We start from the raw sequence: 22,901 nt of genomic DNA, 5'->3' as shown, positions 1-22,901 counted from the left end.
CCCAGTGAAAGGCGACCCGGCGGCCGGTGCCCCTGGGAACGCTGTTCGCGCGAACGATGCCAGGGGAGTCGCCTCACGCGGACATCCCTTCGTCGACTCGTACCTGACGGCGGCGACGTTGCTGCCCGCCGAGCATCGCGGTGGCCCGCGCGCCGCGGGTGCGCGGGCGCGGCACCGGCAGCAGTGTGCCCGGTTCGGATGGCTGTGTCATGACCCTACTGTTCTGGACGGCTTCTCGTTGTAGTCACGATAAGCGGGAAAGCCGTGAATGTGCGGCTTAGCGCCAGGAGTTGTGGGCATGGTTCATGGTCGGGTTTCCGGAGCGACACGAAGGCGTCGTCACCGGGCGCAGCGGAGCTTCCTGGATCCCGGTCGGACCGAACCGTGCCGACCGTCACGGAGTGCTCACAGGTCACCAATCGTTCGCCAGACCTCACGTTTGGTTGCTTTTGCCGAAGCACCCAATCAGTCGTACTCTTTGCGTTCGTGTCGTGCCCTGTGACGAGATTCGGGGGCGGTGCTCGGCTGGAGGCAGCCCTGGCGCACCGTCATGTTGTCGCGTTGCTCACCGTCCACGCGCACGACGTCGCCGACATCCTGTGTCGCTGACCCCGCCTCCGACCTCCCGGAGGGTCCGGGGTCCTCATGGCTTCTGCCGGCCTCGCGATCCGATTCCCCCCGCAACACCACCGGCCACCGCTACCCCGCCCACTGTCGAGCGACGGTGTCACTGGCCGCTCCCGAAGGAATCCCCATGCGTCACGTCCCACCCGTCCTCACCCGTGTCGCGGCCCTCGGCGGCGCCGCCCTCCTCACCGTCTCGATCGCGGCCGCGTGCGGGCCGAGCGGAGATGACAACAGCAGCTCGGCGACGGGCGGCAAGGTCGACGCCGCCTCCTGCCAGGGCGGCACGCTTTACGTCCTGAACCAGAAGGACATCACCCACCTCGACCCGGCCCGGCTCTACACCTCCGGCGGCGGCAACATCCCGTCCCTGCTGTTCCGTACGCTGACGACCCGCAACCGCGCGGGCGGAGCCGAGGGCGCGAAGGTCGTCCCGGACCTCGCCACCAACACCGGCGTGGCGAGCGACAACGCGCAGACCTGGACCTACACGCTCAAGGACAACCTGAAGTTCAGCGACGGTACGCCGATCACGTCGAAGGACATCAAGTACGGCATCGAACGCTCGTTCGCCCCCGAGCTTCCCGGCGGCGCGCCGTATCTGCGTGACTGGCTGCAGGACGCCGAGGACTACCCCGGCGTCTACAAGGCCCCGGGCGGGATCAAGGCGATCGAGACCCCCGACGCCAAGACGATCGTGTTCCACCTGCGTAAGCCGGAGGGCGACTTCCCGTTCCTCGCCTCCGCGACGCAGTTCTCCCCGGTGCCGCAGAAGAAGGACACCGGCGCGAAGTACGAGAACGACCCGGTCTCCAGTGGGCCCTACCAGGTGGAGTCGTACCAGAAGAACAAGAAGCTGGTGCTGACCCGCAACAAGAACTGGAACCGCGCCACCGACAAGGAGCGGCTCGCCTGCCCCGACCAGATCGAGGTGACCTCCGGTCTGGACGCCGCGGTGATCAACCAGCGCCTGTCGACGAGCGCCGGCAAGGACGCCAACGCGGTGACCACCGACACCGACCTCGGCCCGGCGGAGCTGGCCCGGCTGGGCAACGACCCGGAGCTTGAGAAGCGGGTCGCGAAGGGGCACTTCCCCTTCCTGTACTACATCGCGTTCAACCCGAAGGTGAAGCCGTTCGACGACCCGCTGGTCCGGCAGGCGATCTCCTACGCCGTGAGCCGCACCTCGGTGATCAACGCGGTCGGCGGCACCGCCCTCGCGGACCCGGCGACGACGTTCCTGCCGGCCCAGAAGTCCATGGGCTACCAGCCCTACGACTACTTCCCGGCGGGCAAGGGCGGCAACCCGACGAAGGCGAAGGCCCTGCTCGCCCAGGCGGGCCACCCGAACGGCCTGACGATCCCGCTCACCTACACCTCCGACTCCAACGACGGTATGGGTCCGGGTGTGGCGACCGCGGTCCAGGACGCCCTCAAGAAGGCCGGCATCACAGTGAAGCCGGACGGCCGGGAGTCCGACGCGTTCTACGAGGTGACCGGGCAGCCGAAGACCGAGCCGGGGATGATGCTGTTCGGCTGGGGTGCCGACTGGCCCTCCGGTTTCCCGTTCCTGCAGCCGATCTTCGACGGCCGCCAGATCCCGCCGCAGGGCAACTACAACCTGGCGCAGCTCGACGACCCGGCGATCAACGCGGAGTTCGACGCGATCGCGAAGATCACCGACCCGGAGCAGGCCGCCAAGCGTTACGGCGCCCTGGACGCGAAGATCGGCAAGGAAGCCTTGACAGTGCCGCTCTACAGCACCAAGGACCTCGCGCTGTACGGCAAGAACGTCAAGAACGCCTTCGTCAGTGACTGGACCGGCGTGTACGACGTCTCGATGCTGTCGGTGAAGTGAGCGCCACCGTCTCCACACCCCCGCCCGCCGCGTCCGGCTCCACCACAAATCCGGACGCGGGGGCTCGGCGCGCTGTCCTGCGCAGGTTCGCCGCCAACCGGGCGGCGCTGGTCGCGGCCGTCGTCGTCGGGCTGCTCATCCTGGTCGCGCTGGCCGCTCCGCTGCTCGCCGCCCTGGAGGGACAGGACCCGACCTCCTTCCACGACAACCTGATCGACTCCGCCCGGGGCGGCGCACCGATCGGAGCGTTCGGCGGCATCAGCGGCGACCACTGGCTCGGCGTCGAGCCGACCACCGGCCGCGACCTGTTCGCCCGCGTCGTCTACGGCGCGCAGGTCTCGCTGGGCGTCGCCATCGGCGCGACCGTGTTGCAGGTCGTGCTTGGGCTGGTGTTCGGGCTCGCCGCCGGACTCGGCGGGTACGTCGTCGACGGCGTCCTCGGACGGTTCATCGACCTGATCCTCGCGTTCCCCGGCCTGGTCTTCTCGATCGCGCTGCTCGCCATCGTGCCCTCGTCGTTCCCGCGCCCCGTGCTGCTGGTCGTCGTCCTGGGCGTTCTCGGCTGGGCCGGTGTCGCCCGGATCGTCCGGGGGCAGTCACTGACCCTGCGCGAGTCCGACTACGTCGCGGCTTCGCGCCTCGCGGGTGCCCACCCCGTCCGGGTGGCCCGGCGGGAGATCCTGCCCGGTCTCGCGGCACCCGTGCTGACCTACGCCGCGCTGCTGCTGCCGGGCAACGTCGTCGCCGAGGCCGCGCTGTCGTTCCTCGGCATCGGCGTCCGGCCGCCTACGTCGTCCTGGGGGCAGATGCTGTCCAACGCGACGACGTGGTTCCGCGGTGACCCGGCCTACATCCTGATCCCGGCCGGGCTGCTTTTCCTCACCGTGTTGGTGTTCACGCTGGTCGGTGACGGCCTGCGGACGGCGCTCGACCCGCGGTCGAAGGCCCGGGTCCAGGGAAGGTCCGCCACGTGACGTCCTATCTGCTGCGCAGACTGCTCGGCGCCCTCGTCGTGCTGCTGGTCCTGTCGGCCGTCGTCTACGCGATCTTCTACCTCATGCCGGGCAACCCGGCGTTGCTCGCGTGTGGCAAGGGATGTACGCCGGACCACCTGAAGGTGATCGAGCACCAGATGGGCGTCGACCAGCCGATCTGGATGCAGTACTGGCACTTCCTCCAGGGCATCGTCGTCGGCCAGGACTTCAGCGCCGGGCCGACCGTCGACCACTGCCCCGCGCCGTGCCTCGGCTACTCCTTCCAGACCGACGAACCGGTGCTGTCGCTGCTGCTGGACCGGCTGCCGGTCACCCTCTCCCTCACGCTCGGTTCCCTGGTGCTCTGGCTCGTCGCCGGCGTCGTCGCGGGTGTGATCTCCGCGCTGCGACGTGGCCGGGCCGCGGACAAGGTGGTCACCGTGACCACCTTGGCGGGGATGTCGGCACCGACCTTCCTCGTCGGCATCCTGCTGCTCATGCTGGTCTGCGCCTACCTGCGCTGGCTGCCGTTCCCGTCCTACATCCCGCTGCTGGAGGACCCGGCCGGCTGGGCGACCAACCTGATCCTTCCCTGGATCACGCTCGCGATCGTGCAGGCGGCGGTCTACACCCGGATCACCCGGACGGCGATCCTCGAGACGATGGCCGAGGACCACATCCGTACCGGTCGTGCCTACGGCCTGTCCGAACGCGCCATCGTGAGCCGGCACGCACTGCGCAGCGCCCTCACCCCGCTGGTGACGCTGGTCGCGCTCGACCTCGGCGCACTGCTCGGCGGTGCGGCCATCACCGAGAGCGTGTTCGGGCTACCCGGTCTCGGGCTGCTGCTCGTCGACTCGGTGCGGGTCGTCGACCTACCGGTGGTGGTCGGGCTGACCCTGTTGTCCGGCTTCTTCATCGTGGTGGCCAACGCGGTGGCCGACCTGCTCTACGCCGTGGCCGACCCACGGGTGAAGGTTCTCGACAGTGGCCGCAGGCGGATCCGGGGGACGGCATGAACGGCGGTACGAGCGGCGTCACGGGCACCGCCGGTGGGAACGCCATGGGCGGCGACGCGTCCGTCGTGTCCGTCCGCGACCTGCGCATCACGTTCTCCGAAGGGACGCGGACGACCCACGCGGTCGACGGCCTGTCCTTCGACCTCGCGCCCGGTGGCGGGCTGGGTCTGGTCGGTGAGTCCGGCTCGGGGAAGACCGTGACGGCGCTGACCCTGCTCGGGCTGCACCACGACATCGGCGCGCAGGTGTCCGGCGAGGTCGACGTCACCGGCGTGCCCGTGCTGACCGCGCGGAACGACGCCCTCCGCAAGATGCGCGGCGCACAGGCCGCGATGATCTTCCAGGACCCGCTCTCCGCCCTCGACCCGTACTACCGGGTCGGTGACCAGATCAGTGAGATCTACCGGCTGCACACGGGCGCCAACCGGCGGGCGGCGCGCGAGCGTGCCCTCGACGTCCTGAACCAGGTCCACATTCCCGACCCGAAGCGCCGCGTGGACGCCTACCCGCACGAACTGTCCGGCGGCATGCGCCAGCGGGCGCTGATCGCGATGGCGTTGTCCTGCGAGCCTCGGCTGCTGGTCGCCGACGAGCCGACCACCGCCCTCGACGTCACCGTGCAGGCGCAGATCCTCGACCTGCTCGCGGAGATCCGGGCGACGACCGGGATGGCGTTGATTCTCGTCACCCACGACCTCGGTGTGGTCGCGGGCAGCGTCGACGAGGTTCTGGTGATGAGCGCCGGCCGGGAGGTCGAGCGTGGCGCGGTCGCGGAGGTTCTCGGCGCACCCACGGCCGACTACACCCGGCGGCTGCTGGCCGCCGTCCCTCGGGTGGACGTCGCGCCGGTACGGGTCGCGAACCGTCCTACGTCGGAGGCGTCGACCCGCGAGGCGGGCGGGACAGGTGCGGACGGGACGGGTGCGGACGGGGCAGGTGCGGACGGGACAGGTGCGGCGAAGGACGTCGTGATGTCCCTGCGCGACCTGCACCGGCACTTCGAGGCGCGCGGGGCGACCCGGCGCCAGCATGTCGTCCGGGCGGTCGACGGGGTCAGCCTCGAGCTGTACCGGGGTGAGGTCCTCGGTGTGGTGGGCGAGAGCGGCAGTGGGAAGACGACCCTGTCGCGGATGATGGTCGGCCTGCTGCGGCCCACCTCGGGGAGCGTGCTGCTGAACGGCACGGACCTGGCGAGGCTGTCCGGTCGGCGGCTGCGCGAGCATCGCCGCGAGATCGCGATGGTCTTCCAGGACCCGGCGTCCTCCCTCAATCCCCGCCGGAGCGTCGGGGACAGCATCGCCGAGCCGCTGCGGGTGCGTGGGGCGGGAGCGGCCGAGTGCCGTACGACGGTGCGGGACCTGCTCGTACGGGTCGGGCTGCACGCGGAGCGCGCCAACGCCTACCCGCACGAGTTCTCCGGGGGTCAGCGGCAACGGATCGGGCTCGCCCGCGCCCTCGCGACGCGTCCCGCCGTGCTCGTCTGCGACGAACCGGTGTCGGCCCTGGACGTGACGACCCAGGCGCAGGTGCTGGAGTTGATCGACGAACTGCGGACGGAGTTCGGGTTCGCGGTGGTGTTCGTGAGCCACGACCTCGCGGTCGTCCGGCAGGTCAGTGACCGGGTCGCCGTCATGCAGCGCGGCCAGGTCGTCGAACTCGCCGACGCCGACGTGCTCTACGAGGACCCGCGGCATCCCTACACGCGGGACCTGCTCGCCGCGGTGCCGGTGCTCGACCCGGCGTTGGCACGTGCCCGGCGCGAGGAGCGTCGCGCGCTCGCCTGACCCGAGAGTGCCCTCCACCCACCCAGGCGCGATGCGGGGACCGCTCAGACCATGGGGCGGGCGAAGGCGTCGTCGTCGACAGGTTCGGGGGTCGTGGTCGCGGCAGTGGCGGCGGTCATGACCTCTTCGACCAGGGTCGAGGCCTCCTCCACGGTCCGCCAGTCGTCCACGTCGGGCGACGGGTCGATCGACTTGAACCGCGCCTCCAGAGCCGGGTTGCTCTGGATGGCGGCGGCGAACTCGAAGAAGGCCCGGTCGACCTCCACACTCGCCAACTCCGCGTCGACGTCCCGCATCACGCACTCGCCGTCCCGCAGCGACTTGAGGGTCTCGATCATGGATCGTTCGGCCGGGGACCGGTTGAGCAGTGGGAGGGTCTGCGCGGCGTCGGCGTCGGAGTGGTGCCGGAACGCGTACACCGTGTGGATCTGGTTGGTGCCGGCGGCCTTCGCGTCGACGTCCTCGGACTCGATCCGGGCGAGGTCGCCGGCCTGCTGGGTGATGAGCACGATCCCGATGTTGAACGCGCGGCCCTGCTTGAGGACGAAGCTGATCAGGTCGCGTCCCTCGCCGGTGCTCGCGACGCTGTAGGCCTCGTCGACGAAGAGCAGCTGCGGTCGCCAACCCTTGACCGGGTCGCGTTCGGTGGTCTCCTCCAGCATCTGGAAGCCGAGCCGGGTGACGAGGTAGATGATGCCGCGGGCGATGTTGGCGGAGGAGCTGTTGCCGTGGGCGCGAGGCAGGCCGCGCAGGGTGATGATGGTCCGGCGCTTGCCCGCGTCGTCGACGGCGGCGGTGGCCTCCCGGGCGAACGCGACCCGCGCGTAGGGGTTCTTGCGCAGGTCCTCCAGGACCGCGGCGGCGAAGCGCAGGTCGCGGACCTCGGTGTCGGCGACGCCCGCGTCCTTCACCCGGTCGAACTCCTCGACGACCAACTGCAGGACGTTCCAGGTGGTCGGCCGCGTGACGTTGCGCTCGATGTCCTCCCGGGTCGCGTTCGGGTGCGACGAGCGGAACGCCGCCACCTCCCGGTCGTACTCGTTGACCATCCGCGAGAACGCCTCGACGACGTACCCGCTGATCCGGCTCCAGGCGACGTCGCCCAGGAAGATCTCCAGCATCGCCTGCGCGTGCATCCGTCCCTCGGTGACCGTCGCGGCGGTCAGCAGGGGGTCGAGGTTGCCGGCGCGGCCGCGGAGGGGGTCGATGATCTCGGTCTCCCGCCAGTACGCCTCGTTGACGGGCTGGAAGGGGCAACCGGGCTCGCCCAGGCAGCCCTCGCCGGCGTGCCGCATGAACTCCGAATCGAGGACCTGGGAGCCGAACGCCAGGAAGTACGCCATCCGGGCCGCGTCGATCTTCGGGTCGATGAAGACGCAGCGGACACCGGCCTCGGACTCGTAGTGGAAGACCTTCAGCGCGAGCGTGGTCTTACCGCCACCGGAGGCTCCGACGAGGACGACGCCGGCGCCGTTCTCCCGGGCGATCGCGGAGTGGGCGGAGTAGTGGACGGGGTTGTGGCCGTCGCGGGTCCGCCCGACCAGCATGCCCTCCCAGCCTTTGGCGATGCCGTCACGGCCGACGACCGCGCGGTCGCCGACCTGGGTGGCGGTGGTCAGCAGCGCGACGCCGAGTTGGTCGAGCTCCTGCAGTCGGCGGAACGGCGCGATGCGGCCGATGGGCGAGCGGTCGCCGTCGCCGGGCAGGACGTTGTAGAGCAGGCGGTACTGCAGCCGCTTCGGCCGCAGGACCGTCGCGTCCAGGGTCTTGGCGAAGAGTCGTTCGATGCGCTTGCGGCGGTTCTCCAGTTCTTCGGTGGTCGGCGCGGAGATGGTCAGCAGGAGCTGGGACTCCATGCCCGGGAAGGGGCGGCTGTCCTGCTCGTCGACGAGGTGGTTGGCGCGTTCGACCTGTTCCACGAGCAGGGAGTCGATGCGGGCGCTGGCGCGGTCCATGTCACGCGCCTCGTCCTCGAGGTTGTCGCGGATCTTCTTGCCGCGGTCGCGGAACTCCTCCGGCGGGAGGAGTATGCCGCGCCAGGACACCACGACGGGGAAGTCGAGTCGCTTCAGGATCCTGCCCCACGCGCGGGTCTTCGCGAACCGGATGGCGTCCGGCCAGCCCGTCGCGACCAGGGTGGTGAGGTAGGTCTTCTGGTCCTCGCCGGTGTCGTCGTCGATGACGCTGACCTCGAGCCGGCTCTTGTGGTTGGGTGCGCGGAAGTCGGCGGCGAGTTCGAACTCGTGCGCGCCCCACGGCCGGCGGTCGACGGCGCCCTCGTCGGGGATCGGCAGGTGCCCGAAGAGGCAGGTGCGGATGATGCGGACGAGGTCGCGACGCATCAGCGGCTGGGTGCCGACGCCGGAGTCGACCGCCACGGCGTACACCTCGTCCGCGCGTTCGTGCCACTCGGCGACCACGGAGGGGTCGAAGTACTCGTCGTGGACGCCGGTCGCCTGGTCGGCGATCGCGGAGACGACGGCGGAGCCGCCTCCCCGCCCGTCCGCGAGCTGACCGACGCGCATCAGGAACACGACGTCGTACTGCGCGCCGAGGCGGTCCTGTGAGGTGGCCCGGTCGGCTTCACGCCGGATGAGCTTGCGGTAGTTGTCGGTGGGGCGCCAGGAGCGTCCGACCAGGTCGAGCGACCAGCCGGACAGGTCCGGGCGGCGCGGCACCAGCATCAGCTGGAACTGCGGCCGGTGGAACTCCCGGGCGATCTGGTGCATGAGGTTCGGCAGCTTGAGCGCCTCGGGGATGAGCTCGTCGCTCGAGATGTGCTCGTCGGTGGTCGTGGTGACGAAGAAGCCGGTCCAGACCGACTTTCCCCAGATGAAGATGATGTCGTCGCCGTAGCGGTAGGGAAGCCGCTCGCGCTCCGTTCTCGGCTCCTTGGCCTTCTTCTCCCGGCCTGTCTTGTCGTCGCCACCGCCGAGGTTGAAGACGAAGATCGCGACGGCGCCGATGCCGACGACCACGAGGGCGAGGATCGGCAGGAGGTAGAACGGGTTCATGGTCAGGACCCCCACTCGGGCGCCGAGGTCGCGCGCTCGGGGAACGTGTCGTCAGGACAGGGTCGGAGCAGCCGGTCGGAACGCCGGGACCGGGCTTCCGCCAGCGCGTCATGCCACCGAGGATGCAGCGGCTTCCACAGGATGACTCGCCAGTGCACGACCTCTGGTTCGACGTCCTCCGCCAGGCCGTGGATGCGACGTGGTTGGAGGAAGAGGTAGTCGGCCGCGACGAGGATGTTCTGTTCGGTGGTCAGGCCGTTGCGCCAGCGCCGTGGCCACAGCACGTAGAGCCCGACCGAGACGGAGAGGCAGACGAGGATCGTCCAGAGGTTGAGCGAGATGGCCGGAAGCACCGGCGACAGGAGCATGGCCAGGCCGAGGAGACCGAGGAAGGACACCGCGGCCATCACGAGAGCACGCAGGTCGATACCGCCGAGGACCGTCAGCGGCACCCCTTCGGCGAGGTTCCACAGCTTCTTGCGTCGACGCTCGAGGTCTGTGTGGTCATAGGCGATGTACTGCCCCTGCTGATCTGCCATCCGTCACCCCCTTCCGGCACGGTCAAAGCTCTCTCAGCTGCGCTCCGCGCGCAAGCTCGTGTCCTACTGTCGTCCGCCGATCTGGACTCCGATCGCGTTGAGAAGCGCCGCGATCCCGGACGCGCCGCCGATCAGGAGCGCGGCGAAGGCCACGATGCCCATGTTCTGGATCGCTTCCCGGAAGTTGTCGCCCCTCCGGATCGCGAACATGATCTTGAACCCGATGATGATGATGGCCACGGTCAGAGCGCCAATCGCGACTCCTCCGAGCAGACCCTCGATCCGACGGAAGAGTGCATCGAGCTGAGAGCCCCCCGATACCAGGATCTCAGTCCCAGTCATCTCGGCTCACCTCCCTTTGTTTCTCGTGAAACTACGCGGCGCGTGCACTGTAGTGAACTCGCGTCGCCTTGGCTGGAAGAACGCACGTCATCCTCCCTGGATGTCGGGGACGCCGCCCCGGATGTCTCTCACGGCCCACTCCTGGCTGGGGCTCGTGCCCTCTGTCGTCTTGACCAGCTGGAGTCGGTACGCGCGTACCTCGGTGGCCTTGGACCCAACACCAGGTGTCTGCCAGGAGACCCAGACCCACGCCTGGGTGACCATGCCGGTCTTCCAGTTGTATGGAGTGGACGGGTCGACGCCCTTCGGCAGGAAGACCTCGACTTGTTGGATCGTCGGCGTCGAGACCGAGCCGCCGAGTCCGCCGGTCGTTCGGCTGCTGGCGTCGGGCGTCACGAAGCGTTGGAGTGCCGCACCGTTGGACTGCCCCCACGCGGCGAAGAACTGTTGGAAGAACTCGCCTTGCGTCAGCGCCTCACCTAGTCGAGCGTCGACCGCGGCCGGAGGCTGCGCTTCCGGCACCGTTGCGAGCGTGGGCTGCGGCATCTCTCCCACGTCGCCGATGACGCGCATGCCGTTCCCGGAGGCGAGGTCCGCCACGTAGACCGGGACCGCCACGATTCTGCTGCCGGTACTCGTCAGCACGCGGACGGTCATCATCCTGGACTTGCCCGTGTAGCCGGGAACGTCGATCGGCTCCGACTCACCGGTCCAACTCGCGTCGAGGACGGTCTGGGACCCTTGGCCGTTCCACCCGCATCGGCTGTCGGTCCCGGCCGACACGTAGCGCGACAACTGCGCCTCGCGCTGATCGCCGGCCCCGGGCGTTGCGTCGTGAGTGAGGCAGATGCGTGCGTAGTCCGCGGCGAACCTGCCGGCCTGGTCGAGCGGGAAGGTCGTCAGCCGGTAGCGCGCGATGTCAGCCTTGCTGAGTTGGTAGTTGTTGTCCCGCCCAGCGGAGAGGCCCAACGCGAACGCCATGTAACCGACGACGCCGACGGCCACCAGGCAGGCCGTGAGGATGAGCCCGACCTTCAGCGTCGCGTGCGCTCCTCGCCCCCCGGAGAACCGGCGACCCGCCATGGGGACGTCGAAGTCACCCTTCGCGGAGGGACGGAGTGCGGTCGCCGTTGCCGCGGACGCCTGCTGACGGGCCGCCCGTGGCTGTTCCCCGGCTGGTCGGCGTTCGGCGGCGGGCGCACCCTTGGGGCTACTCCGGCCTGACCGTCGTTGTTTGTTGGCGGGGCGCTCGCGACCGTTTCGAGCAGTCGGGCTGTCGTTCAGCTCACCGAGATCCTCACGAGCCCAGGCGTCGGGGTCTGTCCGGCGTGCGTCCGGCACACTCGGAGGCGCGGGGCGCTCCAACCCTTTGCGCGCCGGTGTCGCCTCTGTGGTCTCGGACTCGTCGTCCCAGGGCAGCGCAACGTCGTCCGCCTGTGCCGCCGGCGCTCGCTCGCTCGCCGGCGCGTCCGGCTGGTCTTGATCTCGCTGCCAGGAGAAACGCATCCGGGACAGCGGTGTGGTGGGTTCGTCTGGCTCTGTCATGACCCTACTGTTCTCGGCTGCTTGCCCGTTGTAGTCACGATAAGCGTGAACGCCCCCTATGCGCCTCTCAGGACCCCTCGGATCTGGATCCCCAGGTGGAGCGAGCGTCAGTCACCCGCCCAACGGGCCTCGTTGCCCTCCGGACCGACTGACGGGCGAAGGTTACAGAACGGACTTAAACGGAGTCTGAAGTCGGTCGATCCCTGCGGGGCCGGTGCCAGCACACCCACCCCCACAGCCGGGAGGCACCACCGACGAGGCCACTCATCATCGCGGGCGGGTTCCCCGGAGACATCGATGTCAGCGCGAGAACTCGACCGTGAACGTCAGCGGTTTGGTCGAGCCAGACCCGGATACGGGAGTGAACACGATCGCGGGTGGGGTGAGTGCGAAGTGGAAAGTTGGCTGGAAGCGAACCGTGTACTTCAGCGAGGTTGAATCAACTTCTATCAGCGGACTCCCGATGGCCGCGTTGTAGAGGAGCGAGTGCGAGTCGGACGTCCTGACGTCCGTCGACTTGTTTCCATTCTGATCGGTCACGCCGATGCTGTTCTTGTTGTCGAACCGGACGTCATAGGACACATTCCCGGTGCCAGTCTCCTGGTCCATTCCCAGGCTCAGCCACGACTTTCCATCCGGCGCCCAGCCGCGCTTCGGGTCGAACGGTGAGAGCGTGGCACTGGTGAACAGCGCGGAGTAGGAGAAGCGGAAGTCACCCTGTTGATAGGTGTCTTTGGGATAGGCACGGTTGAGTACCGCTTCCGAACTGCTCGCGTAGAAGGCGGTCGCCACCTCGCTGGTGCGGCTACCGGAGGTCACGGACAGGCTCTGGTCCTTCCCCAACACGGTCGCGACGAGTTCGGGCTCGACCCCGGTGTGCGCGGACACCACGAGGTTCTTGGGGCGATGCCCCAGTCCCCAGTCGAGCGGTTGGCGGTCGCTGCCCACCTTGACCGAGTAACTGACGGTGGGATCGACGAGGTCAGAGTCGTTGTAAGTCCCTTCGTAGTCGTCGGCGAACGGGCCGGGAGAGAAGCTCAGGACGAGAACGCGGAACTGCTCACCCTTGGCGGGAGACCGGGTTCCCTCGTCGGTCACGACCTGCGACACCGTCCCGGCCTGGTCCACGCTGATCTGCTCGATGGGTGTGACGACATATCCGTCCGAGGGCTTCTTCGCACCCTTGATCTCGACCTCATCGGGCGTCGCGATCAGGCCGGGGCGTGCGGCCGGAGGTGGCGGTGGGACAAGGTCCGCGCCACCCTTGGGCGGCTCCTTCTCGTCAATACGAAAGATTCGGATCCCGGCCGGAAGGTTGGTGCCTCGGGACTTGATCCGCGGTTCGGTGAACGTCAGCCCGTCGCCGGTGCTCTTGGTCTTGAGTACGTAGGTGTCCCAAATACCGTCGCCCGGTCGGGAGTTCGCGTCGGTCGCTGACGGGTTGGGGTCAATGTAGTGGCGTAGCGGACCGCAGTAGGCCAACGCGTCGACATCCTTCGCCTCTTCAGGCCCGGAGAAATAGCACCGCGCCTCCTTGTGCAAGGTCGCGGAACCGTCGGCCACCTGAGTTCGCCACTGCCGCTCGACGGTCGAGAGCACCGTCTCGGGCGCCTGAATCTTCTCGCCCGTGTAACTCACGCTCACACCACTACAACCCGCGAGAAGCAGAGCGGTCACCACAACCACCGCACTCAAACGGTGCCGGGCAGTCCCCACAGTTCCCCCCAAAAAGGCAAGATCACGATGGGTGCCCATGCTAGGGCTAAGCGTGCTGCCGCCCCCGCCTCGCCTGACTCGCCCTGTGGATGACCACCTCGCCAGTGCTGGAAGGCAACAGCCGGGCAGTCCACGCGGTCAATCGACGGACCGTCGAGCCCGAACTCGGACCTCAAACGGTGAGGAGGCGGGCGATCTCGGTGGCGGGACGCGCGGCGCTCACCCGTAGTGCGGCCAGTCGCTGGAGGTAGGTCTCGTCCGCACCCTCGAGCGCCTTCCGTACCCCCGCCACGAGGGCGTCGCGGTCGATCGGGCCGGGCAGAGTGGCCGCGACCGGCTGTCCCACCTGCTCCGCGAACGCCGTCACCTTCGGGTCGTACGACAGTGCGACGAATGGCCGGTCCGCCGCGGCCGCGGTGATGAGGGCGTGCAGCCGCATGCCCAGGACCGCGCTCGCTCCGACCACGGCGTTCAGCACCGCTCGGTGGCCCTTCGCCGGGTCGACCACCTCGGCGCCCAGGTCGACGGCGAGGTCGCGGGCGAGGTCGACGTCCTGGCCGGCGTGAAAGGGCACGAGGACGACCTCGACGTCGGCCGCGAGCTCGCGCAACGCGTCACGAACGACCGGCAGCCAGGTCGCCGAGTCGGCCCACGGGCGGAGCGCCACCGCGAGGCGGGGCGTGGACGGCACCGGCCGGGCGCGTACGAGGGAGAGGTCGATGCCCAGCACCGGGTCGGCCACGAGGTCCACACCCCGCACCCGCATCCGGGCAGCCAGGGCGGTCGAACCCTCGTCGCGCAGCGACACGTACCGCGACGAGCGCAGCGCGAGCCCGGTAAGCATCCGGTTGGCGCGTCGGCGCAGCGGTCCGAGCCCCTGCGCGTAGACGAAGACCGGCTTGCGCAGCGCCCGGGCGACCAGCATCGTGCCGGCGTAGAACGCGACCGGCCGGGCACTGGTGACGTCCTGCAGCAGGCTGCCGCCGCCGGCGACGAGCGCGTCGCAGGAGCGCAGGGTGCGTACGACGGCGCGGAAGTCTGTCCGCGAGACCGCGGAGATGCGGTGGGCCGACTCGGTTCGGGCGGGGTCGCCGGAGATCGCGACGAACTCCGGGGGCGTCGAGGCGGGTGAGGTGGTCTCCAGCGCCGCCCGGAGCGCGGCGAGCTCCGCGGCGAGGATGGCCTCGTCCCCCGCGTTTCCGAACCCGAAGTAGCCGAGCATCGCGAGCCTCATCGGTGTACCTCCTCCCGTTCCGTTCCACTGGGCGCCTCGTCGACGCGGCGGCTCGACCGGTCGGCGATCCATCCGATGACCGCCGCGGCCAGCGCCCCGAGAACGAGCCCGACCAGGATGGCGTACCCCGTCCGCAGCAGCGCCACCGCCAACGGCGTGTGGAAGTGCCCGAACGTGTCGACCATGCTCGCCGTACCGATCGCGGCGGCGATCGCCGGGAGCCAGCGCGCCCTCGCGGGCCGGCGCCAGGCCAGCGCCACCACCAGCGCGGGCAGACCGGCCAGCGCCTCCTTGAAGCGCGGCCGGATGTAAAGCGCCTCGTCGAGACCGTCGCGCAACCGCAGCTCGAAGGCGGGTGCGACACCGGAGTTGCCCGAGCGGAGGAGATAGTAGCCACCGAGGACGACGACGACGGCGGCGACGAGCAGATGCCAGAGCCGGATCGCCGAGACCGCGGTGCGCACCCACGCGATCGGCCCCAGGGCGGCCGCGCGACTCCGGTCCCGCGTGACGAGCAGGCCGTAGACGGCGACGACGAGCGGTGGCGCGGCGAGGAGGATCTTCACCCCCCGGAACGGCGCGAGGCCGGTCATGAAGATGCTCCGGCTGCCGAGGGCCGCCACGACCAGTCCGGTCGCGACCGCGACTCCCGCGCCCAGGAGGTACGCCGTGACCACCCGCCACCGGCCCGGCTCGGGCAGGCGTCGGCCCATCGCGGCGAGCACGGCGAGCGAGGCCCCCGCGATGGCCACGACCAGAGTGAGCAGCTGCCACAGGAGCAGCGATTCGGTGACCATCGAGGCGACACCGACGAGGGCGGCGAGGGCCACAGCCACGACGACGAGCCAATGGGGCACCGACCAGGTCGACCGACGCGGCGTCGGTCCTGGGTCCGCGAGCTCCCCGGCTCCGTCATCTCCAGCGGCTTCGTCGTCCGGTCCACCTCGGCGCCGGGGCCGACCACGCTCCGAGCCGCGTGACCGGCGGGCCAGCAGGGCCGGCACCGGCAGCGGGACAGGCACGCCGACCCACCACCGCCCGGCGAGCCACAGCAGCACCAGCCCCGCGGCGAGGGTGGCGCCTTCCATCCACAGCGCGGGACGCACCTCGACCTGGGGTACGGGCACGCCGAGCTCGAGCCCTCCGGGGAGGTCGCGGGTGAGTTGGGGGGCGAGCCGGAGGACGGTGGCGAGTGGGAGTCGGGCGTCGGGGTCGACGGTCGGCGCCCGAAGCACGATGAGCCGGACGCCGCGTTCCTTCTCGGCGCGGTGGCTGCGGACGAGGAGCGCGTGGTCGTCGGCGCCGGGCGGGATGGGGATGACGTGGGCGCGGATGATCAGCCCGGGAAGTTGCTCGCCGTAGGCCGCGGCGCCTGGCAGCGCACCGAGGTCGGGCAACGCCAGGTCGAGACCGCTGGCGCGCAGGTGGTCGGCGAAGCCTCGCAGGTCGGCCGCCTGGGTCAGGAACGGCAACGGGCCGAGCGCGAGGACCGCCTTGACACCGGCCGTCGAGGCGGCCCGGTCGAGTTCGCGTTGGAGCCATGCGCGATCGGGGAGGAACTGCGCGGGCAGTGCCAGGATCACCCGGAAGCCGGACCGGGCGAGGGCCCGGAGCCGGTTGGAGTCGTAGCCGATGGGGATGGCCCTGACGTCGTCCACGCCGTCGACCCGGACGAAGGACACGGTGCCGGTGTCGGACGGCTCCGTGGCGGTGGTCACCCGGTCGCCGTACCGCTCCTTCAGCGCCTCCACGACCTGCGCGAACACGCCGTCCGGATCGCCGGGACGGCCTTTGAGGACGGTTGCCTCGCCAGGTCCGGCGAGATCGGCGGGGAGTGCGCCGGGGCCTCCGATGCCGACGACGACGAGTTCGCCCTCGTCGAGGCAGGCGCGTACCGACCGCATGCCCACGACGACCGTGCCGATGCCGTGCCCGGTGAGCTGGTCCACGAGCGCGGTCGTCTCCGCCTGGTCCTGGCCGGCGGTCCAGTTGTCGACCGAGGAGTCGACGACGGCGAAGTCGATGGTGTTCTGGTGGTGTTCGGCATTGACCCGCAGGGCCAGCGCCGGCGCTGCGAGGACGACGGCGAGCAGGCAGCCCAGGGCGACCCTGGTCCCCCTCACGACCGGCCCGCCTCGCGCACAGTGCCTCCGTTCGCCTCGACCGCAGTGATGTCGTCCGCCCCTGACTCCACGGGCTCCACTGACTCCACGGGCGCCGCCGGCGCCGCGGAGGGACGCAGCCGCGCCCGGCCGAGCGCGATGACGTCGCGGATGTCGGAGGGCCGGGGCAGCAGGGCCAGCAACCGGCCACCGCTGACGCGGCGGTAGCAGCCGAGCAGGATCACGGCGGTTCCGGCGTACGCCAGCAGCGACGCCAGCGCGGCGCCCTCGATGCCCAGGACCGGGATGAGGGTGACGTCGGCGATCACGGTGAGGATGGCACCGATTCCGGTGCCGATGGAGACGAGTCCGGGCCGGCCCCGTCCCTTCAGGTCGGCGGCGAGGATCCGGGCGAGCGCCAGGGGCAGCATCGAGGCGAGCAGGATGAGCAGCGCCTGGGTACCCCGCCGGTAGACGGGGCCGAAGAACAGGCTGAGGACGAACGGTGAGACCGCTGCGAGGAGGACGGCGACCACGCCGGTCGCGAGCAGCGTGAGCCGGCTGGTGCGTTCGGTCGTGGTGGTGTCGTTCGGGTCGGACTGACCCGCGACGTGGGGGAAGAGCATCGAGGACGCCGCCGTCGACGCCTGCCCGACGACCTCGGAGACCCGGGTGGCGACGAAGTAGATGCCGGCCAGGTCCAGCCGGAGCAGCGCGGGTACGAGGAGCAGGTCCAGCCGCAGGTTGAGGAAGGTGAGGACGTTGCCGACCTGTCCGGCGAGACCGAGCCGGAGCGCGTCGCGGGACAGCGCCCGGTCGAACCTCGGCCGCAGCGACCCGGTGACGCGCCGGAGCACCAGCAGCGTCGCAAGCGCCGGGACCGCGACGCCGAGCCCGGTGGCGAGCACGTAGCCCTCCGCGGTCCGGCTGACCAGGCCGAGGATCACCAACGTGATCGCGAACGTCGCGACGCTGCGGGAGACGTCGGCCCAGACGTAGGCGCGACGGCGTTCGAGTCCGAGCAGCAGCGATCCGACGACCTCGTAGCCGATGGTGGCGGCGGCCATCACCGCGGCGGCGACGAGCAGCAGGGGGGTCTGCTGGTCCAGGACGAGGTTCCCGACGACGAGCCCGGCGGCTCCGGTGAGCACGACGGCGACGACGAGCGCGACCAGGGCGAGGCCGAGGATGGCGGCGACGATCCTGCGGTGGTCCTCGGGCCGGCGGCCGAGGAAGTAGATCGCGGAGATGTTGAGCCCGCCGTTGGCGACGATCGCGACCGCCCAGCCGAGGGTGAGGCCGACTCCGGAGACTCCCAGCGCGGCAGGGTCGAGCAGCCGCGCCGCGACGACTCCGGCGAGGAAGGTCGCCAGTACCGAGGCCAGCCGGGCGGCCGTCAGGGCGACCATGGCGGAGCCGAGCGATCCTCGCCGGTTCGCAGCGTCCGACACGCACAGCCTCCGGTGCGTCGAGGTAAGGCCGATCAGGGCCACTAGGGTTCACGCCGTCCCGCGGCGCTGGTGCGGCCTCGAGAATGCCGCCTGTCACCCTAAGGCGTAAAACGTGGGGACGACCCGGACGGGTACGCCGAGAGTTCCGCCGGCCACCCGAGCCGGTGCGGGCGCTCACGGCCGGAGACGGGCACGTGAGCGGCCCGGACGGGTTACTTGAGCAGCCTGGACAGTCGCCGGTCGGCGAGGGGCTTGCCGCCGGTCTGGCAGGTGGGGCAGTACTGCAGGCTCGAATCGGCGAAGGACACCTCACGGACGGTGTCGCCGCACACCGGGCACGGCTGCCCGGTCCGGCCGTGCACCGCGAGGTTGGTCTTCTTCTCCGACTTCAGTTCCTTGGCCGCGAGGCCACGGGCCCGGCCGGCGGCGTCGGTGAGGACACCGTGGATCGCGGCGTAGAGCCCGGCGTTGTCCTCCTCGGACAGGCCGTTGGCCGGTTTGAACGGTGAGAGCCGGGCGGCGTGCAGGATCTCGTCGGAGTAGGCGTTGCCGATGCCGGCGATCCTGGCCTGGTCGGTCAGCACGCCCTTGAGCTGGGACCGGCCGGCGGCGCGCAGGATCTCGGCGAGCCGTTCGGCGGTGAAGTCGGAGCCGAGCGGGTCGGGGCCGAGGCGCGCGACACCGGGGACGAGGGCCGGGTCGGGTACGACGTAGATGGCGAGCCGCTTCTGGGTGCCCGCCTCGGTGAGGTCGAAGCCGACACCGTCGCCCAGGTGGACACGCAGGGCGAGCGGTCCCTTACCGGGTCGCGGCGGCTTGTCGGCGAGCGACGTACTCCACCGCAGCCAGCCGGCCCGGGCCAGATGGGTGACGAAGTGCAGGTCGTCGGCTCCGTCGACGTGCATGGTGAGGTCGAGGAACTTGCCGTGCCGCCCGACGGCAGTCACGGTCCGCCCGACGAGATCGGTGATCGGGGGCTGGAAGGTCTTCAGGGCGCTGATCGCCACCGCGTCGACGCGCGTCACGGAGCGGCCGACGGCCTCCTCGCGGAGAAAGTCGGCGAGCGCCTCCACCTCGGGCAGCTCGGGCATGGCCATATCCTGCCGCGCCGCGCAAGTGCCGTACCAGCGGATGAGAACAGATGTGCCCGGATGCGGGCAGAACGGACCGCTCACCCCGGTCCGTGCGGTCCCTCCGAGCGTGACGCGGACCGCAACCGGTCGGAGGGGGCTGTTCGGGGCACGGACTTCAAGGCATGATCAACCCATGTCCGACGTCACCACCCTGCCCGTTCACGGCGAGGTGTTCCTGGATGCCCGGGGTGACGACCGGTCTCTCCGGGTCAACTGGCACCAACAGGCCGGACCGGAGGGACTCCTGGTCCTGTCCCTCTGGCGTGAGGGCACCTGCGTCGGCACCTTCCGGATGCGGGCGCGTGACGTCCCGCTCATGTGCGACGTTCTCGCCCGCGGCGCCGAGCAGGCCCAGACCGGGTCCCACACGTACGCGAGCAGCGCGGAGCCCTACTCCACGGGCTACGCGCCGTCGCCGTTCCCGGCCCACCGCAGGTCGGCGGGTCCACCGAACGCCGCCGGCGCCGGAAGCCGCAGCGCCTGAGCGAGCCGCTCGAGGTAGTCCGACCGCGGTATCTCCAGGGCGCCGAGTGAGGCCAGATGCGGCGTCCGCCACTGCAGGTCGAGCAGGCGCCGCTCCGCGTCGGGTTCCTTGCCGAGGAGGTCGACCAGCCCGACGAGGGCGACCTTGGACGCGTCGCGTTCCCGGTGAAACATCGACTCGCCCGCGAACAGGCCTCCGATCGCGAGCCCGTACAGCCCACCCGCGAGCCGGCCGTCGGGCGTCCAGGCCTCGACGGAGTGGGCCCAGCCGAGTTCGTGCAGCCGGATGTAGGCGGCCCGGACCTCCGGGGTGATCCAGCCCCCCGGCCGGCCCGGGTCGGCGCAGGCGCGGATGACCTCGTCGAAGACGGTGTTGATCCGGACGGTGAAGCGCTGGCAGGACTGGCGCAGCGAGCGCGAGACGCGAAGCCCGGTGATGGGGAGGACCCCGCGCTGGGCCGGCGACCACCAGGTGACCTGGCCGGGCCCTCGGCGTACCGGCATCGGGAAGATGCCCTTCTGGTAGGCCGCCAGGATCGTCGCGGGCTCGAGGTCGGCGCCCTCGCCGACCAGGTCCTCGTCACCGGCAAGCTCTGGAGACGGGAACTCCCAGCGGGTGGGTGGCAGCTCGGTCGGCACAGGACCATCCTGCCGAAGCGGACGGCTTCGCGCCGCCCGGAGGGGTGGCCACGTCGGTACTTCGTGACCCCGTCCATGATTCATGAAGGCTGGCGGTCGGACGGAGTGGGTCAGATGGAGCCCGTCAGATGGAGCCCGTCGACCTTCATGACCAGATCGCGGGGAACCGCGGATCGGCTCTCCGCAGTTCATGGGTAGGAGGGAACGAACGGCAAGATCCGGACAGAGACCCGGACAGGCACGAAACGACGTATCGTTTCGGTCAGATTCCCCTTCGGATGGGACAGGTGCACCATGGCCGTTGGAAAGATGGTGGCGCGCAGCCTCGCGCCGATGGCCCGTCAGGTGACACCACGTGCCGCCGCGGGCCTCTTCCGTAACGTTCTCGACGCGGCCATCGACGGACGGGGCCGGTTCTCCGGCGCCCTGGCCGTCGCCGAACGCCAACTCGCCCGCCACGACGGCGATCCCGTACGCGCGGCCAACGAGGTCGTGGAGCAGCACGTCCGGCTCGCCGGCGCCCAGGGATTCGTGACGAGCCTCGGCGGTTTCGCCGTCCTCCCGATCGCTCTTCCGGCCAACGTCACCGGCCTCGCGGTCCTCCAGGCCCGGATGGTGGCGGCCATCGCCCATCTGCGCGGCTACGATCTGTCCGACCCGCGTGTCCGAACCGCGGTGACCGCGTGCCTCCTGGGCGATGAGGTCGTGGAAGAGCTGGTACGCAAGGGCACCTTGCCTTCCACCCCACTTGCGATGGCGACCGCCCCGGTGCACGACGCCGAGCTCGACAACCGTGTCGCGGGTGAGCTCGGTGCCGTCCTGGCCACCCAGGTGGGTGGCAAGCGGCTCGGTCTGACGGTCGGCCGGCGCATCCCGTTGCTGGGTGGCGGTGTCGGCGCCGTGGTCGACGCGGTCGCGACGTATCGCGTGGGTCGGTACGCGCAGAGTGAGCTTCCCCCGCGCCGTTCGGCATAAGTAGGACATTCGTCCTTGTGAAAGAAGTCCGGAAACGGCAAGCGCCTTCCGCCTGATTCGGTCAGCGTTTACGCTGCGGAAACGCTTCGACGACCACACCTCGATCGGCGAAGTGAGTTAGGCCTGCTCGGAGTCATACTCCCGTGGGCGTCAACACATCCCGCAGAGCGACTGAAACGAGGTGAACCATGGCGCCCACCCGACGCGCGTTCCTCACCGCGGCGGCCTCGGGACTCCTCGGCACCGCAATCCTGGGTACCTCCGGTTGTAGCCGGAGTTCCTATCTGACCCCAGACGGCACGTTGAGCCTTTGGTACTGGAACCGGTCGATCAGCGACAACCTGTTAGCAAAGACGCCAGCCGCGACGGGCGTCAAGCTCGTGCCGCAGAAGATCGGCGGCGACTACAAGTCGAAGTTCCTCACCAGTCTCGCGGGCAAGGCCTACATTCCCGACGTCGTCGGACTCAACGACGACGTGGCGACGTACTTCCCGGACGCGGACCAGTTCGTCGACCTCTACACGCTCGGCGCGAAGGACGTCCAGTCGGAGTACCTGGACTGGAAGTGGCAACGCGGCGTCACACCCGACGGCAAGATGGTCGGCTTCCCGATGGACACCGGGCCGACCGCGCTCTTCTACCGGGCCGACCTGTTCGAGAAGGCGGGCCTGCCGACCGAGCCGGACGAGGTGGCGCAGCACCTGGCCACCTGGGAGGCCTATCTCGAGGCGGGATCGACGATGCGGAAGGCGACGCCGGACGTCGCCCTCGCGACGAGCGTCAACATGATCTACGACCAGGCCACCTCCCAGCAGGCCAAGCTCTACATGGACACCAAGAACAACTTCATCGGCGAAGGGCCGCAGGTCCGTAAGCCGTGGGACCTCGCGGTGGACGCGTACAAGCGGAAGATCACCGCCAACGCGGCGGACTTCGGCAACGACTGGAACGCCGGCCTGTCCTCCGGCCGGATCGCGAGCTTCGTCGGTGCGGTCTGGGCGGGCCAGATCCTCTCCGACGCGGCGGCCAGCACCACCTCTGGCAAGTGGCGGGTCTGCCGCGCGCCGGGCGGCGCCGGCAACGCGGGCGGGTCCTTCCTCGCCATCCCGAAGGCGTGCCGCGACCCGGAGGCGGCGTTCGAGGTGATCAAGTACCTCCAGTCACCGGAGAACCAGCTCGTCTACGGCCTGAACGAGATCCAGCTCTACCCCGCGGCCATCTCCGCCATCGAGAACCAGCGCGCGATGCAGGAGGTCAAGCTCTACGGCGGCCAGGTCGTCAACGAGGTCTTCGCCACCTCGGCCAAGGCGGTGAAGCCGGTCTATCTGAGCCCGTACGACAACGTGATCGAGCCGGCCTTCCTCGACCAGCTCACCAACGTCTGGAGCGCAGACAAGAACCCGGAGGTCGCCTGGCGGGACGCACTCGTCGAGGTCGACCGGCAGCTCTCGCACCTGGGGTTGATCTGA

Annotated in this window: 18 protein-coding genes; 7 read left to right on the top strand and 11 right to left on the bottom strand. The window is 69.9% G+C overall.

Features of this window, described 5'->3' with window-relative positions; genetic code table 11:
- Positions 1-73: 73 nt before the first annotated feature.
- Positions 74-211 (bottom strand): hypothetical protein, encoded by a 138-nt coding sequence (locus HEB94_RS09250; RefSeq protein WP_192749509.1) that lies wholly within the window; start codon positions 209-211, stop codon positions 74-76.
- Positions 212-754: 543 nt separating this feature from the next.
- On the opposite strand from HEB94_RS09250, the gene HEB94_RS09245 reads away from it, so the two are divergent.
- From HEB94_RS09245 to HEB94_RS09230, 4 genes are read left to right on the top strand one after another with little or no spacing between them, the layout of a single operon-like run.
- On the top strand, positions 755-2,482 hold the full coding sequence (locus HEB94_RS09245) for an ABC transporter substrate-binding protein (protein WP_192749508.1): 1,728 nt from the start codon (positions 755-757) through the stop codon (positions 2,480-2,482).
- Positions 2,479-3,456 (top strand): ABC transporter permease subunit, encoded by a 978-nt coding sequence (locus tag HEB94_RS09240; protein WP_192749507.1) that lies wholly within the window; start codon positions 2,479-2,481, stop codon positions 3,454-3,456. Before HEB94_RS09245 ends, HEB94_RS09240 begins: the two co-directional genes overlap by 4 nt.
- A complete protein-coding gene (locus HEB94_RS09235) occupies positions 3,453-4,475 on the top strand; it encodes an ABC transporter permease subunit (protein ID WP_192749506.1) in 1,023 nt (340 codons plus the stop codon). The genes HEB94_RS09240 and HEB94_RS09235 overlap by 4 nt, the downstream gene beginning before the upstream one ends.
- The gene (locus HEB94_RS09230; protein ID WP_192749505.1) at positions 4,472-6,259 is read left to right on the top strand and encodes a dipeptide ABC transporter ATP-binding protein; all 1,788 of its coding nucleotides are present in this window, start codon (positions 4,472-4,474) and stop codon (positions 6,257-6,259) included. The genes HEB94_RS09235 and HEB94_RS09230 overlap by 4 nt, the downstream gene beginning before the upstream one ends.
- 44 nt (positions 6,260-6,303) lie before the next feature.
- Here HEB94_RS09230 and HEB94_RS09225 read toward each other — a convergent pair whose 3' ends face one another.
- From HEB94_RS09225 to HEB94_RS09185, 9 genes are all read right to left on the bottom strand, one after another.
- Entirely contained in the window at positions 6,304-9,273 is a 2,970-nt protein-coding gene (locus tag HEB94_RS09225) for an ATP-binding protein (RefSeq protein WP_192749504.1), read from the bottom strand.
- 2 nt (positions 9,274-9,275) lie between these two features.
- Positions 9,276-9,812, bottom strand: a complete 537-nt coding sequence (locus HEB94_RS09220) for a hypothetical protein (protein ID WP_192749503.1) — start codon at positions 9,810-9,812, stop codon at positions 9,276-9,278.
- A 63-nt stretch (positions 9,813-9,875) separates the two neighbouring features.
- Positions 9,876-10,154: a hypothetical protein gene (locus HEB94_RS09215; RefSeq protein ID WP_192749502.1), complete on the bottom strand. Its 279-nt coding sequence runs from the start codon at positions 10,152-10,154 to the stop codon at positions 9,876-9,878.
- Positions 10,155-10,241: 87 nt separating this feature from the next.
- On the bottom strand, positions 10,242-11,699 hold the full coding sequence (locus HEB94_RS09210) for a conjugal transfer protein (protein WP_192749501.1): 1,458 nt from the start codon (positions 11,697-11,699) through the stop codon (positions 10,242-10,244).
- A gap of 300 nt (positions 11,700-11,999) precedes the next feature.
- Entirely contained in the window at positions 12,000-13,337 is a 1,338-nt protein-coding gene (locus HEB94_RS09205; protein WP_192749500.1) for a hypothetical protein, read from the bottom strand.
- Positions 13,338-13,587: 250 nt separating this feature from the next.
- The gene (gene csaB, locus HEB94_RS09200; protein ID WP_192749499.1) at positions 13,588-14,649 is read right to left on the bottom strand and encodes a polysaccharide pyruvyl transferase CsaB; all 1,062 of its coding nucleotides are present in this window, start codon (positions 14,647-14,649) and stop codon (positions 13,588-13,590) included.
- Positions 14,646-16,772 carry a DUF5693 family protein gene (locus HEB94_RS09195; RefSeq protein ID WP_192749498.1) on the bottom strand — a complete coding sequence of 709 codons (2,127 nt, stop codon included), beginning with the start codon at positions 16,770-16,772 and terminating at the stop codon, positions 14,646-14,648. Before HEB94_RS09195 ends, csaB begins: the two co-directional genes overlap by 4 nt.
- Entirely contained in the window at positions 16,769-18,160 is a 1,392-nt protein-coding gene (locus HEB94_RS09190; RefSeq protein WP_192749497.1) for a lipopolysaccharide biosynthesis protein, read from the bottom strand. Before HEB94_RS09190 ends, HEB94_RS09195 begins: the two co-directional genes overlap by 4 nt.
- Positions 18,161-18,414: 254 nt before the next feature.
- Complete coding sequence (locus tag HEB94_RS09185; protein ID WP_192749496.1) at positions 18,415-19,293, bottom strand: Fpg/Nei family DNA glycosylase; 879 nt, start codon at positions 19,291-19,293, stop codon at positions 18,415-18,417.
- Between the two features lie 175 nt (positions 19,294-19,468).
- Between HEB94_RS09185 and HEB94_RS09180 the strand changes: the two genes are divergently transcribed.
- Positions 19,469-19,819 (top strand): hypothetical protein, encoded by a 351-nt coding sequence (locus HEB94_RS09180; RefSeq protein WP_192749495.1) that lies wholly within the window; start codon positions 19,469-19,471, stop codon positions 19,817-19,819.
- On the opposite strand, the gene aat is transcribed toward HEB94_RS09180, so the two are convergent.
- Entirely contained in the window at positions 19,738-20,457 is a 720-nt protein-coding gene (gene aat, locus HEB94_RS09175) for a leucyl/phenylalanyl-tRNA--protein transferase (RefSeq protein WP_337917549.1), read from the bottom strand. The genes HEB94_RS09180 and aat overlap by 82 nt on opposite strands.
- A 294-nt stretch (positions 20,458-20,751) precedes the next feature.
- Here aat and HEB94_RS09170 point away from each other — a divergent pair, with 294 nt between their 5' ends.
- Positions 20,752-21,432 carry an EcsC family protein gene (locus HEB94_RS09170; protein ID WP_238361471.1) on the top strand — a complete coding sequence of 227 codons (681 nt, stop codon included), beginning with the start codon at positions 20,752-20,754 and terminating at the stop codon, positions 21,430-21,432.
- 188 nt (positions 21,433-21,620) lie between these two features.
- Positions 21,621-22,901 carry an extracellular solute-binding protein gene (locus HEB94_RS09165; protein WP_192749493.1) on the top strand — a complete coding sequence of 427 codons (1,281 nt, stop codon included), beginning with the start codon at positions 21,621-21,623 and terminating at the stop codon, positions 22,899-22,901.

This window comes from Actinopolymorpha pittospori, assembly GCF_014873875.1.
Lineage (GTDB): Bacteria > Actinomycetota > Actinomycetes > Propionibacteriales > Actinopolymorphaceae > Actinopolymorpha > Actinopolymorpha pittospori.
This window is presented reverse-complemented; position numbering and strand designations above follow the sequence as displayed.